This window comes from Luteibacter sp. CQ10 (genome assembly GCF_040900725.1).
Classification (GTDB): Bacteria; Pseudomonadota; Gammaproteobacteria; order Xanthomonadales; family Rhodanobacteraceae; genus Luteibacter.
In genome coordinates this window covers 485,890-499,946 of sequence record NZ_JAEUYM010000001.1, presented here as the reverse complement: position 1 = coordinate 499,946, position 14,057 = coordinate 485,890, and the positions used below count along the sequence as shown (strand labels likewise).

11 protein-coding genes are annotated in these 14,057 nt (G+C 65.9%); 10 read left to right on the top strand and 1 reads right to left on the bottom strand.

Translation table 11 applies throughout. The annotated features are described in order from the left end of the window. The first annotated feature begins 232 nt into the window (after window positions 1-232). From JNG39_RS02305 to JNG39_RS02275, 7 genes are all read left to right on the top strand, one after another. On the top strand, window positions 233-766 hold the full coding sequence (locus tag JNG39_RS02305) for a hypothetical protein (RefSeq protein ID WP_368309434.1): 534 nt from the start codon (window positions 233-235) through the stop codon (window positions 764-766). 77 nt (window positions 767-843) lie between these two features. Then, window positions 844-2,799 (top strand): hypothetical protein, encoded by a 1,956-nt coding sequence (locus JNG39_RS02300; RefSeq protein WP_368309433.1) that lies wholly within the window; start codon window positions 844-846, stop codon window positions 2,797-2,799. Then, window positions 2,800-3,087: a hypothetical protein gene (locus tag JNG39_RS02295; protein ID WP_368309431.1), complete on the top strand. Its 288-nt coding sequence runs from the start codon at window positions 2,800-2,802 to the stop codon at window positions 3,085-3,087. Between the two features lie 30 nt (window positions 3,088-3,117). Next, window positions 3,118-7,188 (top strand): hypothetical protein, encoded by a 4,071-nt coding sequence (locus JNG39_RS02290; RefSeq protein WP_368309428.1) that lies wholly within the window; start codon window positions 3,118-3,120, stop codon window positions 7,186-7,188. A 7-nt stretch (window positions 7,189-7,195) separates the two neighbouring features. Continuing rightward, window positions 7,196-8,239 (top strand): RHS repeat-associated core domain-containing protein, encoded by a 1,044-nt coding sequence (locus tag JNG39_RS02285; protein ID WP_368309425.1) that lies wholly within the window; start codon window positions 7,196-7,198, stop codon window positions 8,237-8,239. Next, on the top strand, window positions 8,236-9,249 hold the full coding sequence (locus JNG39_RS02280; protein ID WP_368309422.1) for an RHS repeat-associated core domain-containing protein: 1,014 nt from the start codon (window positions 8,236-8,238) through the stop codon (window positions 9,247-9,249). Before JNG39_RS02285 ends, JNG39_RS02280 begins: the two co-directional genes overlap by 4 nt. Next, the gene (locus JNG39_RS02275; protein ID WP_368309421.1) at window positions 9,246-10,199 is read left to right on the top strand and encodes an RHS repeat-associated core domain-containing protein; all 954 of its coding nucleotides are present in this window, start codon (window positions 9,246-9,248) and stop codon (window positions 10,197-10,199) included. The genes JNG39_RS02280 and JNG39_RS02275 overlap by 4 nt, the downstream gene beginning before the upstream one ends. Window positions 10,200-10,226: 27 nt before the next feature. Here JNG39_RS02275 and JNG39_RS02270 read toward each other — a convergent pair whose 3' ends face one another. Continuing rightward, window positions 10,227-10,484, bottom strand: a complete 258-nt coding sequence (locus JNG39_RS02270) for a hypothetical protein (protein WP_368309420.1) — start codon at window positions 10,482-10,484, stop codon at window positions 10,227-10,229. A gap of 206 nt (window positions 10,485-10,690) precedes the next feature. Here JNG39_RS02270 and JNG39_RS02265 point away from each other — a divergent pair, with 206 nt between their 5' ends. Genes JNG39_RS02265 through JNG39_RS02255 form a run of 3 tightly spaced genes read left to right on the top strand, consistent with a single transcriptional unit; the run spans window position 10,691 to window position 14,035 of the window. Then, window positions 10,691-12,226 (top strand): aldehyde dehydrogenase family protein, encoded by a 1,536-nt coding sequence (locus JNG39_RS02265; protein ID WP_368309419.1) that lies wholly within the window; start codon window positions 10,691-10,693, stop codon window positions 12,224-12,226. A gap of 13 nt (window positions 12,227-12,239) precedes the next feature. Next, on the top strand, window positions 12,240-13,007 hold the full coding sequence (locus tag JNG39_RS02260) for a class I SAM-dependent methyltransferase (RefSeq protein ID WP_368309418.1): 768 nt from the start codon (window positions 12,240-12,242) through the stop codon (window positions 13,005-13,007). Further along, on the top strand, window positions 13,007-14,035 hold the full coding sequence (locus JNG39_RS02255) for a quinone-dependent dihydroorotate dehydrogenase (protein WP_368309416.1): 1,029 nt from the start codon (window positions 13,007-13,009) through the stop codon (window positions 14,033-14,035). Before JNG39_RS02260 ends, JNG39_RS02255 begins: the two co-directional genes overlap by 1 nt. Window positions 14,036-14,057 lie beyond the last annotated feature (22 nt).

Below are 14,057 nucleotides of genomic sequence, written 5' to 3'. Positions count from 1 at the left end.
TTGACCGGGAGCCGGCATCCAGGGATGACCCTGGCCTTTCGCCGCATCCCGTGGTCACGCGGTCCGCACAAGGTGCCATTCGCGAACCCGGCATGCCGTCGCGGCCGACGCCGCTGAAAGACGACCTCGACGTCTCCGCGCCCGCCTATCCATTCCCCGCGTCGTCCCGACGGCGCACGCGGCCGGAACACCCTTCGCCTGCCGCCGAACCCCCCGCGAACTGGAGAACGACATGACACGGATCGATCGCCCCATGTTCCTGTGTGCGACGTTGGCCATCCTGGCAGCCTGCACGGCTCCCCCGAAACGGGACATCGCGCCGAATGCCTATTACACGATAGCCCTGTACTCGAATTACGGTGGCAGCCCCAGCGGGCATGGCACCCAAGGCGCGACATGCACGATAAACCTGAACACGCAGCCTTTTTTCCAAACGTTCAGATTCCAGGACCACGACGGCGGGTGCAAGAACGACGACGCAAAATCCATCGACATGAGATACGTACCGGCCGGCACGACCATCGAACTGTTCGACGACCCGAAGTGCGGCACAACGGACGATTGGGTCCAGATCAAGGTCCTGAAGCAGATTCCCCACGCCTGGACGCATGGCTTCGACTACGACGACGATGACAGCGATGGCGGGGATGGCGATATCGTCTACCAGATGAGGTTTCACAACAGGATTGGCTACGGCGGTGACGGCCAGGTCGAGGGCAAGGTGTCCTGCATGATCATCGATGTACCCGGTGTGCGCCGGCAATGACGCCGGTCGGCATCACGCGACGCGGATGAAGTGAAAACGGACTTTTCCATCACAACGATCAAGGAAGGAAGCACCCGATGAGCACGCACCAACCGGCAGCGAGCAACGGCTTTGCGGAGCCACATGCCACCTGGGCACAGGTGACGTATTTCCAGGTATACAAACTGTTTGCCGGAATGAGTCCGGAGGAATTGCGCGTCTTCGCCAATGGCCGACAGCAATGCAGGATCGTCGTGTCATTCACCGCCAACGATGCGAACGGCAACCCCGTGACCCTGAGCGATGCGGAGATCAGCCAGCATGTGCGGTTGATCCAGTACCAGGGTGGCCAGCCGATCGAAAGCACGCCCGGCGCCATGTGGGTATCGACGCGGGTGAAGAACGAGTACGAATGGGACGAGAACATGCTTTCGGGATCGGCCGACACCCATGTCGACGAGAACCGAAGCCATGCGCATGCCGTCCGCGATGGCCAGATCCAGGTGCAGTCGGTCGAGTTCTTCCTGTCCACCCGGTCGACGAGCACGACCATGATCGGTGCGCAGATCACCTATCCGAACGGTGCCCCACCCGCACGAACCAACAACACGCATATCGAGTTCAACAAGCCCGACGGGGATGGCGCGGGGCAGTTCCACTCCGCCGTCCAGGTCAGGCCGGTTTCCATCCAAAGCATGCAGGTGGAGTACGGTGAGAACGGCGGGTCCGGCCTGTTTCCCTATCCCGTCGGCAACAGCAGCTATTCCTACCGTGCCATCGAGCATCGCTTGACGGTGAGAATCAATGGGCGAACCGCATCCCTGAAGTCGATCAAGGCCTCGTCCTCGGGCGGCGACGTGCCGTCGATCTACCAATACGGCTACCTGCTCGATACATGGAAGTGGGGGGTCACCTATTACGCCCAACCGGGGGCACGCATGCCCGACAGGTTCGCCGGGCCGCTGGCCTATGTCGACATCACCGGAAGGAGCGGCACCGGGCCGGCATCGAACGGCGAAACGAATGCACTCGGACTGGCCTCCCAGGCCATCGAGTCCATCGACCGTATCGTCATGCGCGCCCTGGGACACGAACCGACGGGGGGCACCTGCCGGAGCGGCGCCGACGGTTCGACGCAGGAAGAGAGGGTCCTGATGACCCCGACGCAAATGTTCGCCAACTGCGTCGGCAGCATCCAGAATGCCGGTTCCACCCAGGCCATCGTCGGCTTGCTGGTGGGCAACCTCGCCGCGCGCTTCAAGACGAGTACGCAGTTTGAAACGCCTGAAGTCCGTTTCACCGAGATCAACATCGTGGATGCCTACGGCAACGATCATCCGCTCAGGCTGGGTTTCAACGGCAACAAGGCCAACGAATTGACGCTGACCCGGGCACGAAGCGAACCCCGTGTCGACGAATGGATGATCACCAGCGCGACCATGCGCGTGGAACACGCGCAGGTCTATGCCAACGGCAGGCAGCAGGCGCGGATTCTCATCACCATCCAGGCCAAGCGCAACAACGTCCCCGTATCGCTGACCGCCAGCGAAAAAGCCAGCCTTCGCCTGATCCGCTATGACGACCAGGACACGACCTTCCCGTGGACGAGCGACGAAGATCACGCGGGCTGGGCCGCGCAGACCGATTACCGTGGATATGAGTTCCAGGTGGCCCGTGATGGCGACGCCGGGCCGGTCGATCCGGCGGCCGGCGACATCTTCGAGGTCTACGTTTCCGCCGGCGCCGGCGAAGCCGGGTTACGCCGCATGTTCGGATTCTCCATCGAAGGCGACAACGGTTCGCTCTACCGCTCGACGGGGCACTGCCTCCTGGCGGACGGCACGGAGCAGTATCTGCAGCACATGGACCTCGGCCCCCAGGCAGTCACCGCGTCGCATCCGCCGATATACCCGCCGTCGTCGTTCGAGCTGAGCGGCCGCCCGCCGGTCTTGCCGATCTACAACCAGCCCCTGTCGCTGTCGATCTTCCACCTGGGCCGCCCTATCGGTATCCGGAAAATCACCTGTACGCCGGCGGGCATGATCCATTGGTAGATGAACACCGGCAACAGCCCGTGCCTCACGGGTTACGCTAGCCCCGGCGATCGCGATTACCGGTGGAACCCGTCCGTGCCGGCCGGCGCGCAACCCAGGCCGACCCCCGCGGCGCCGGTCACCGAAGCCACCATCATCCTCTGCGGGAGGAACGACATTCCCCGCGAGGGGCAGATCGACCCGCCGGCGGGGCCGATGCAGGTCGATGCGATCGACGCGGCAGGCAACCGCCAGAGCTGCCGGATCGGCTTCGTCCAGGGCGCCAGGGACGAACTGACGATCAGCTGAGACACACGACAACGGCACGGAAGCCTTCCCATGACAGAGCAACGAAACACGCTCGAAAGCGGTGACATGTATTCCACCGCTTTCCAGTTCTATAGCCATATCCGCGCCGGCGTGGATCCCCGCACGGGCATGTATACGGCGTCCGTCGACCTGAGCACCGGCACGGGAAACGCGTTGCGCGGCCCGGATTTCGGATTTCGACTCGGCTACAGCCCCGTGGAAACGGTCGACGACGGTTTCGGAAAGGGATGGCGCCTTAGCGTGACGGAACTGGATCCGGCCGGGGGCATGCTGAGCCTCGCGACCGGCGATACCCACAAGGTGGAGAATCTCCAGGAGGGCGCCCTGGCATGGTTTCCCGACCGCAAGCTCGAAAGCTGCAGGCTGACGATGATTTCCGTCGCGCCACCGCGCGCCTTGGTCGAACACGCCACCGGCATCCTGGAATACCTTTCGGTCCCGCTCGGCATCGGCAGCGTGCTTCGCACCGAACGCATCGTCCAGGCCAACGGCGACGCGCTCCAGCTGACGTGGTCGGTCACCCCGGCGGGCGGAGTGTGCCTCAGCGGGGTCGAGGATGCCGAGGGCGCCAAGCTCCTGGCGATCGACCACGCCCATCCGGGCGGCCCACGGCTCGACATTTACTCGCACCAGGAAGCGCCGTTGTCGGTCGTCTTCACCTTGCTGGGCGAGCGGCTCGAACGGATCACCCTTCCGACGCTGAAGGCAGCGAATATCCAGGCGTTGCAGGACGCGCTGGGGCTATCGCCTTCGGAAGCCTCGGGAGCGGCCGACGACGAAGTCCAATGGCGGTTCGACTACGAGACGGCCGAAGGTGACATGGTGCTCCTGACGTCGGTCATCACTCCCGACGGCATGCATGAAGAAGTGTTCTACGACATGCGTGCGCTACGGCTTCCGGCCGGTGCGCCACGCTCGGAGATGCCCGCCGTCAGCAGACGCATCCGACGGCGTCTGGCGTCCTCGGCGCTCGTCGATGAAAGTACGTATTCCTACGATGCGTTCAACCAGAACAATTTCTACGGCTATCCCGTCGTGCAGCATTGGGAGAACCGGAGCGATCAGCTGCTGCACCTGATCGGCCAGGGATCGTTCGCCTACGGTTCGATCGAGACCCTGCACGACGCGACGACGAAACGACTCACCATCGAACGGACTTACAACCAGTTCCACCTGATGACGCGCGAGAAGACCGTCCGGGGTAGCGTCGTCGCGCAAGTCGACACCCTGTACGGCGACGAGGGCGTGCCCTTCGAGCAGCAGCCCGCCAACTTCCAGCTTCCCCGCAGGGTGACCACGACCCGCTACGACCAGAGCGTGCCCGACGCGGCACGCGCGGTGCAGGTCACCTACGTCGAGAACGCGTATGACGACATGGGCAACATCCTGTCGCGCCACGACAGCTCGACCGGGATCACCGAGCGGTCGGGATACTACCCGGCGGAGGGCGAGACCGAGGACGGCATCGTGCTTTGCCCACCGGACCCCATGCACCTGGTAAGGCGTCTCAAGTACCGCACGGTGGAACCCGGCCCTGGCGGAGGTCCGATCCGCACCACCCTTTATCGATACAAGGCGCTCGACCTGGCCGTGGAAAACGCGGACCGCACCCATTTCGTGCAGGTCTGTGGCGAGACCGTCCGTGCGCAGGACGACACCGGGCAACGCGAGTTGCATCGGACCTCCCAGACCTTCCTGGAAGACAGGGGACCCTTCCACGGCAGCCTGCTCGAGGCGAGCCGCACCCAGGACGGCAAGACCGAGACCCGCGACTACGATTACGCCATCGACCGGGCGACAAACACCCTGACCACGGTCACTCGCCACTCGACGTACGACGGCATCGAAAACATGTCGAGCGAGACCGTGCATCTCATCAGCAGCCTCACCCGCGAGACGACCGATATCGCAGGCAACCGCACCGAGTACGCCTATGATCTGCTGGGACGCATCGCCAGGGAAATCGGCTCGCCCGACGCACCCGAGTATCGCGTGGAAACACGCTGGGACTACCTGCTTCTGGCAACCGAACGCTGGGTGCAGCGAACCGGCATCACCGGCCTGAAGCACCGCACCTGGATGGACGAACAGGGGCATCGCGTGCGCCAGGAAGAGCCCTTGGCGGACGGAAGCCTCCTGTCCACCGAAGAGGCCGAATACGACCTCTTCGGGCGCGTCGTGAGGGAGGTTCGCCGCGACGACCTCGGCGGCGGACGGCTCCTGGAACTGACCACGCGCTACGAATACGACGATTGGGGGGAGTGCTCACGGCTCGTCGCACCGGATGGAAGCGAAACACGGGGCGTGACCGAACTGGTGAGAGACCCGGCCTCACCGGATGCCGAGGTGCTGACCCGGATCGTCCAGTGGCAGGTCTACGACGACGGAGGAAACGAACGCAAGACCGGATGGAACGCCACCGACACCGACGCCGCGGAGCGCAAGCGCGCCACCCGCCGGGGAACGTGGACCACGGACGGCGACAGGCTCGAATCGTCCTGCATGCAGTGGAGCTACGACGGCCTGGGCCGATGCGTGCGCATGGCCGATGCGCTCGGCCAGACGACGCGGCAGACCTGGGACGACTACGACCGTCTCGTGACCACGTACCTGCCCGACGAGACGATGATCGTCCGCAGCTACGCACCAGGCCACGAAGGCGAACTCGTCGCCAGCCTCTCGGTCACGCCGAAGGGCGGCAGCGAGCGCCTGCTTGGCACGCGCCAGTGGGACGGCCTGGGCCGGCTTCGGCAGGAAAAGGCCGGCAGCCTGGTCACGACGCAGGAATACGAACGCCCCAGCCAGCTCACCGCCAGCGCTCGATCCATGCCGAACGGGCAGCGCATCGAGATGACCTACGACCGGCGCCTGCAGGACGTGCTGCTCTCGGCCACGCTGGTGGACGCACGCGGCGACAAGGCGGCCTCACTGACCGCGGCGAGCTACGACAGAAGGGTCGGTCTGCCGTCCAACGTGAGCTCTCCGGGCCACAGCATGGACATCCATACCGATTACCTGGGACGGATGACGCGGCAGGATCTCTCCATCGACGGTGACGTGCCTCGTTCCAGCGAGGTGGCGGTGACTCCCGGTGGCCGTGAACTGGACAAGGTCGGCGTGGACGGTGTCCGCCGTGTGCACCGGTACGACGACAAGGGACGGCTCGCCTCCTTCGCCGACGACGACGGCATCGAGGTCACGCTGGCCTATGACGCCCTATCGCGCCTTATCCGGCGCACCACGGTTTGCGGGGACGACCGCACCCTGGTCGAACATCGCGAATACGACGAACACGGCCGCGTCGCCGCGCACGCGTGGGCACATGCCGAAGGCGACGACCGCTATCGACGCAGGCTCGTGTTGTCCTGGCGAAAGGACGACAAGGTCGAACGCAAAACCTGGTTCGATGAAAGCCGGGCCACCAGCGAACTGTTGCGCGTCGAAACGATGGCCTACGACGCGCGTGGCCGGCTCGTCGCCCACGACATCGAGGCGACCCGCGACGATGAATTTCCCCGCGATGAGATGGGCGCGGCCTATACGCGGCAGACGTTCGAGCACGACTGCATCGACAACATCCTGAAGGTCGAGACGACGCTCCGCACGGGCGATCCGAACGTGACCGACTACGTCTACGACCCGGTCGATCATGATCGGCTGATAGGAGTGAAAAACAGTCGGGAGGGCTACCCCGGCCATGGAAAGGCACTCGTCCTGACCTATGACGACAACGGCAATCTTCGCGACGACGGGCAGGGGCGCGTACTGGAATGGGACGGCGCGGGACGCCTGTCGTCGGTGACGCTCGCCGACGGCCAGGTCATCCGCTATGTCCACGGACCGGACGGCCGCGTCAACCAGGTGAGAACGGGCGGCAAGACCACGTTCCGCTATCGCGACGACGGCGCGGTCGCGTTCGAGGCGTCCAGCGACGAGAGCCGTCGGTACGTCCGCACCCGCGGCGGCATGGTGGCGGAAACACGTCTCGCGGGCGCACTACGCCAGACGTGGCTGCTCGGCGTCGATCCACAGGGCTCGGTGGTCGTCGAATCGGCCGCCGACGAATCCACCACCGGGTGACGATGCCATGCGAACCACGATGCTCACTTACGGCGCCTACGGAGAGCGCGATCGAGGCACGGCAGGTTCCGGCTACGGTGGCGAGTTGAACGAGTGCGACACCGGTTGGTACCTGCTGGGCGGCCGCGTCTATCATCCGGTCTTGCGCCGCTTCCTCGGGCCCGACAGCGAAAGCCCGTTCGATCGTGGCGGAATGAACCGCTACGCCTACTGCGCCGGCGACCCGATCAATCGTATCGACCCCGATGGCGCGAGTTTCGTCAAATGGCTCGGCCTGGCCGTGGGCATCGTCGGTACGATCGTCGCCACGGTGGCCACGGCCGGCCTGGCCACCGCCGCGGTCGCGTCCGGCATCACGCCCGCGCTGGTCGCGACCCTCTCCGTCAGCACGGTATCGATCGTCGCCGACGCGGGCTCGGTCGTGGCGAGCGTCGCCAAGAAGAACGCGTTGGCGGACATCCTAGGTTACGTGGCGATGGGAACGGGCTTGCTGAGCATCGGCACGGGCGCGGCATCGTCCATCGGCAAGGTCGGCAAATCGCTTACCCGAGCGGCAAAGAAGGGCCTGGAGCGGACAGGACGCAAGAGTGCCACGTCGGCACGCGTGCGGTCCCTGCCCGCCGCCGGCGGAGATATCGTCGACGGTACCCGCCGGGCGTCGTCCGAGGTGGCCCGAAAGGCGAAGGGACACGGTGGTGCGCGCGCGCCCTCCTCGTCCCGTATGCCGTCGACGCCGAAGAACGATACGGTCGCCACCGGCATGCGTGAGATGCCGGAGGCGACCAGCCGTCGTATTCGCCCTGAGCCGCTGGCCGATACGTCGGCCAGCGCTTCGCCGCCCGCTTCCGCGGGTCGCGCGCGCGATGACTACGGGCTGGACCGAAGCAACGTGGCCGGAGAGGTCATGCAGGCCGTCGGCTACACCGCCTACGGCATGTACCCCGATGCACCCGCCGTTCCGCTCCCGACGCCGGCCCACCATGGGCAGCAGGACGACTACGCCGACGACCTGCTTCAGCTCGATACGCAATGGGCACTCGACCGTCTATGAGCGCGCGAGCCCATGGCTACGGTGCCTACGGCGGAGACGACGGCTTCTTCGGTGCGCATATCGCTTTCGCCGGCGAGTATCGCGATGCCGATACGGGCTGGTACCGGCTGGGCGAGCGGTTCTACAGTCCTGTGCTTCGCCGGTTCCTTGGCCCGGACCCGGAAAGTCCGATGGCGCACGGTGGCGTGAACCGTTACGGCTACTGTGCCGGCGACCCCGTCAATCGCATCGATCCCACGGGAAACGCATGGTGGTCATGGCTTGCCTCCGCGACGGATGACGTCCTGGCCACGATCTCCGCGCCGGCCATGTCATCCATCACCAGGGCGTCCACGGACGAGGCGACAGCACGGGCGACGCAGGGCGGCGGCAGGCTCGCCCGGCGACGGGCCTCGGACATCGCCCCCATACCGGGCCAACGGCACGGCTTCCGCGCGGGGCATTCGCCCCCCAAGCGAGGCGCCGGGTCGTCCCATGGCGGCCATGCGCCCGAGCCGGGCATCCTGCTGCACAAGGGCCTTCGCTACGTTCCCGCCGATCGCCTGCGCCGGATCGACGGCAAGGTGAGCATCGTGCCTCGCTGGCAGGACTACGCGCATATCGAAAAGCCGCAATCCATTCACTGGGTGTCCGACAGCGAAATCTTCGGCTTCGACCTGCGCGAACTCATGCCGAGGATCCGGCAACACGCCGTGAACGGCGAGGGAAGCAGCGACATATACATCTATTCCGGTGTCCACGGTTCGATCGACGGCAACAACTGGACCCAGGATGTACGCCGTAGCGGGCCGGTATCGTTCCACACGAGCGATCGGAACAACGCCTTCGGCTACGAACTGCTGTCGGATCACTCGGTGACCGTGGAAGATATCGCCGCCGTGAGCCGGCGCGAGATGAAGCGGCGCATGCGCAGGCGCGGACATCACGTGCATGCCTATTGCTTCAGCATGGCGGACAACCTCGTCATGAAGAAACTCGGCATCGCCGTCGCCAGCGTGTACGAGCTGTGAGACACCATGCCTACGACGCCTACGGTGGCCGGGCCTTCGCGACGCACGATGCCCTGACGGCCTACGCCGGCCAGGTGGTCGAACCGCGGACAGGCGCCTACCTGCTGGGACATCGTCCCTATCACCCCGCGTTGCGACGGTTCATGGCTCCCGACCGGCTCAGTCCATTCGACGAGGGAGGCATCCATCGCCATGCCTACGCCGGCGGGGATCCGATCGGCCGTGTCGATCCCACCGGCAACGCGTGGTGGGACTGGATCGCCGATCTCCTTCGACGAACGACCGGCGATGCCGCGCAGGATGCCACGGCGTCCCTCACGCCGGGCATGGCGTCGCTCGCGGCCTCTTCGCCACGACCCGTCCAGCCCGTCAGCGTCACGAAGAAGACCGGATACACCCGGACGGTGTACGAATTCAGGGAAGGCAAGTCGCGCATCAAGCATTACGCGGGCGAGGGAGCGGTCGCGAAGAAAATCCCCCATCGGCTGGTGCCTTCCCGGGGCGCCTCGAAGGCCGGCGTACGGCCGGAATGGCACGCCTTGCCCAATAGCAACGGCGGCATCAACTACGCGGCGGACACCATCGTCAATGCCGTCCAGCTGAAAGCCCTCATGGGCGTCATCGGGCAGAAGAACGACGATCTGCCGGTGACCGTCCTTTCCGGCGTCCACGGCAGCCCTTCCGGGCTCAATTGGGCCCAAAGCAAACGCCTGGGGCGGGACCATCCGATCTACGTCCAGGATCGCCTCAACCTCGGCGTCATGGCCAGGCTGGCTCGACGAGCCCCCAGCGAGGTCGGCGTCGTCGACGTGGCCGACATGGGTTCGCTCGATTTCCTCCAATTGACCGAGCGGCGCGCCCACGTCGTGCACGCCTATTGCTTTGGCGCGGCGGACCGGGCCCTCATGGCCTATTACGCCGTGGCCTCGGTCAAGGTATACGAGGTCTAAGGTCGTCGGGTCATCGGCAGACCGTCGCTACCGGACGACGGAGACCCTGCGCGCCGACGAGGTCGCCTCCAGCGGCCGCTTCGCATCGCTTCCGAAGGGCCTCCATACGCCGTCGGCGCCCTCCACGCCGATGCTCGCATCGCCTCCCTCGCCGGCCGCCCGGTTGACGGCCGCCCGCAGCGCCTCGAACCGGGAGGCGAAGTAATCGATCACTTGCCCATCCACGCGAACGGGCCAGCGCAGGCCGTCTTCCGGGTAATACGGGATCTCGTATAGGCGAGTCATGCTCGATCTCCTGCCTGCGCAACTACTTACGACGGAGATTGCCTCGCCGGGTGTCATCGCGCGGTCGGCGGTGAGCGGTTCGCCCGTGACGTTTCGCCCACATCCGTCCCGCGCCGCACAACGGGTCGTGAAGGAGGCCTTTGCTAGAATCCGCGTTTTACCCTGGCGCGCGGTCATCCCGTCGGCGCGCCGTCAAAGGAGCCGTCATGTCCGCCACCATCCTCTCCGCGCTCGGCCTCCAGGCTACCGAATCGGGCACCTACCTCGGCCGGGGCGAATGGGCCGCCACGTCCGGGGCCGGCACGCTGTCGCCGACGAATCCCGCCACGGGCGAGGTGATCGCCACGGTGCAGGCGTCCAGCGCCGCCGACTATGAAACGATCGTGCAGCGCGCCCAGGAAGCCTTCACGATATGGCGCAACACCCCGGCCCCCCGCCGTGGCGAGGCCGTGCGCCTGTGCGGTGAGGCGCTGCGCAAGCACAAGGACGCCCTCGGTTCGCTGGTAGCGCTGGAAATGGGCAAGATCAAGCCCGAAGGCGACGGCGAAGTGCAGGAAATGATCGACATCGCCGATTTCGCGGTGGGCCAAAGCCGCATGCTTTACGGCTACACCATGCACTCGGAACGCCCGGGTCATCGCATGTACGAGCAGTGGCATCCGCTGGGCATCGTCGGCATCGTCAGCGCGTTCAACTTCCCCGTCGCGGTATGGAGCTGGAACGCCTTCCTCGCCGCCATCTGCGGCAACATCTGCATCTGGAAGCCCTCGCCGAAGACCCCGCTCTCGGCCATCGCCACGATGAAGATCTGCAACGAGGCGCTGAAGGATGCCGGTTTCCCGGACATTTTCTTCCTGTTCAACGACGCCGGCACCGAGCTGGCCCAGGCCTTCGTGGACGACAAGCGCGTTCCGCTCATCAGCTTCACCGGCTCCACCAAGGTGGGCCGGGCGGTGGGCGAGCGTGTGGCCCGCCGCATGGGCCGCAGCCTGCTGGAGCTGGGCGGCAACAACGCCATCATTCTCGACAAGACCGCCGACCTGAAGCTGGCGATTCCCGCCATCGTCTTCGGCGCCGTCGGCACCGCGGGCCAGCGTTGCACGAGCACGCGCCGCGTCCTGGTGCACTCGTCGATCCACGATGCGGTGGTCGATACGCTCGTGAAGGCCTATGGCCAGGTCGAGCAGAAGATCGGCGATCCCACGCTGTCCACCACCCTCATGGGCCCGCTCAATAGCCCCGAAGCCGTCGAGGCCTACCTGGGCGCCATCGAGCAGGCCAAGGCGGCCGGCGGCACCGTGCGCACGGGCGGCAAGGCGCTCACCGACCGCAAGGGCAACTTCGTGCTGCCCACCCTCATCACCGGCCTGTCCAACGACGACGAGGTGGTGCAGACCGAAACCTTCGCGCCCATCCTCTACGTGATGCCGTTCGACACCCTCGACGAAGCCATCGCCATGCAGAACGGCGTGCCGCAGGGCCTGTCGTCGGCGATCTTCACGCAGGACCTCAAGGCGGCCGAGCAGTATCTGTCGGCGGCCGGGTCGGACTGTGGCATCGCCAACGTGAACATCGGCACGTCGGGTGCGGAAATCGGCGGCGCCTTCGGCGGCGAGAAGGACACCGGCGGCGGTCGCGAATCGGGCTCCGACGCCTGGAAGGCCTACATGCGCCGACAGACCAACACCATCAATTACTCCGACGCGCTGCCGCTGGCCCAAGGCATCAAGTTCGAGTTCTGACACGGATAACGCCATGAACGACCTGCGCCCCAAGGACCGCTTCTCCGACCGCGTGGAGGACTACGTCCGCTACCGGCCGGATTATCCCCGGGCGCTGGTCGACTGGCTGCACGGCCTCGGCGTCACGCCGCACTGGGCCGTCGCCGACATCGGCGCCGGTACCGGCATCTCGTCGAAGCTGTTCCTCGACGCGGGCCATCGGGTCACGGCGGTCGAACCCAACGCCGCGATGCGCGAGGCGGCGGTACGCTGGCTCGGCGGCGAAGATCGCTTCGCCGCCGTCGACGGCAGTGCCGAGGCCACCGGGCTCGACGGGGGCGTCGTGGACCTGGTCACCGTGGCGCAAGCCTTCCATTGGTTCGACAGGGAGAAAGTCCGCGCCGAATTCCTTCGCGTGCTCTCGCCGCATGGCCTCGTCGCCGTGTTCTGGAACTCGCGACGCCTGGCCGGCACGCCGTTCCTCGAAGGCTACGAGCGCCTGCTGCACGAATACGGCGTGGACTACGTCGGCGTCTCCGAGCGCTATGCCAGCGACGACGCCATGGCCGCCTGGTTCGGCAAGGGCTATCGCGGCATGACCTCGATCCCGCACGGCCAGAAACTCGATCACGACGGACTGCTCGGCCGCACCCTGTCCTCGTCCTACATGCCCAAGCCCGGTCATCCCAACCACGAACCCATGCTCGCCGCCCTGCGCTCGCTGTTCGATGCGACGCAAGACGGCGGATTCATCGATTTCGACTACGACACCCGCGTTTTCGCGGGGCGCCCGGACGCCTGATGTACGACCTGATCCGCCCCCTGCTGTTCGCCCTCGACGCCGAAACGGCGCACGGTCTCACGCTCTACGCATCCGACGTGGCCTGGCGCAGCAACCTGTCCGGCCTCATCAACAAGCCCCCCGCCGATCTTCCGGTCACCGTCTTCGGCCTGCGCTTTCCGAATCCCGTGGGCCTCGCCGCCGGCCTGGACAAGAACGGCGAGCACCTGGACGGCCTCGCCGCCATGGGCTTCGGCTTCGTCGAGATCGGCACCGTCACGCCCCGCCCGCAGCCCGGCAACGACAAGCCGCGCATGTTCCGCCTGCCGAACCACCAGGCCATCATCAACCGCCTGGGCTTCAACAACGGCGGCATCGATGCGCTGGTGCGCAACGTCGAAAAGGCTTCGTTCAGGGGCGTGCTCGGCATCAACATCGGCAAGAACAAGGACACGCCCAACGAGCGGGCCACCGACGACTACCTGCTGTGCCTGGAGCGCGCGTATCCGCTCGCCAGCTACGTCACGGTGAACATTTCCTCGCCCAATACCCAGGGCCTGCGCGACCTGCAGGAAGAGGAAACGCTGCGCCGCTTCATCGGCACCCTGCGCGACGCGCAGGAGCGCCTGGCCAGCAAGCACGGCAAGCGCAAACCGATGCTGCTGAAGATCGCCCCCGATCTGTCCGAGACCGAACTCGACGCCATCGCCGAGGTGCTGGTCGCCTCCGGCATCGACGGCGTGATCTGCACCAACACCACGGTCGACCGCGACAGGGTGACCGGCGATCCGCATGCCGGTGAAGCGGGCGGCCTTTCGGGCAAACCCTTGTTCGACAAATCCACCGCCGTATTGCGCGGCATGAAGGCGCGCGTGGGCGATCGTCTCCCCATCGTCGGCGTGGGTGGCATCCTCGACGGCGACGCCGCCGCCGAAAAGCTCCAATCCGGCGCCTCGCTGGTGCAGGTGTATTCCGGCCTCGTCTATCGCGGCCCCAAGCTCATCAACGAAGCGGTGGCCGAAATCCGCCGCCGCGGAATCCTCGCATGACCCTCAACAACGCGCCCGTCGA

Excerpts from the sequence above, each read along its gene's own strand:
- JNG39_RS02265 (WP_368309419.1), top strand. The coding sequence starts at position 10,691 with ATGTCCGCCACCATCCTCTCCGCGCTCGGCCTCCAGGCTACCGAATCG.
- JNG39_RS02305 (WP_368309434.1), top strand. The coding sequence starts at position 233 with ATGACACGGATCGATCGCCCCATGTTCCTGTGTGCGACGTTGGCCATC.
- JNG39_RS02285 (WP_368309425.1), top strand. The coding sequence starts at position 7,196 with ATGCGAACCACGATGCTCACTTACGGCGCCTACGGAGAGCGCGATCGA.
- JNG39_RS02255 (WP_368309416.1), top strand. The coding sequence starts at position 13,007 with ATGTACGACCTGATCCGCCCCCTGCTGTTCGCCCTCGACGCCGAAACG.
- JNG39_RS02295 (WP_368309431.1), top strand. The coding sequence starts at position 2,800 with ATGAACACCGGCAACAGCCCGTGCCTCACGGGTTACGCTAGCCCCGGC.
- JNG39_RS02290 (WP_368309428.1), top strand. The coding sequence starts at position 3,118 with ATGACAGAGCAACGAAACACGCTCGAAAGCGGTGACATGTATTCCACC.
- JNG39_RS02270 (WP_368309420.1), bottom strand. The coding sequence starts at position 10,484 with ATGACTCGCCTATACGAGATCCCGTATTACCCGGAAGACGGCCTGCGC.
- JNG39_RS02280 (WP_368309422.1), top strand. The coding sequence starts at position 8,236 with ATGAGCGCGCGAGCCCATGGCTACGGTGCCTACGGCGGAGACGACGGC.
- JNG39_RS02300 (WP_368309433.1), top strand. The coding sequence starts at position 844 with ATGAGCACGCACCAACCGGCAGCGAGCAACGGCTTTGCGGAGCCACAT.
- JNG39_RS02260 (WP_368309418.1), top strand. The coding sequence starts at position 12,240 with ATGAACGACCTGCGCCCCAAGGACCGCTTCTCCGACCGCGTGGAGGAC.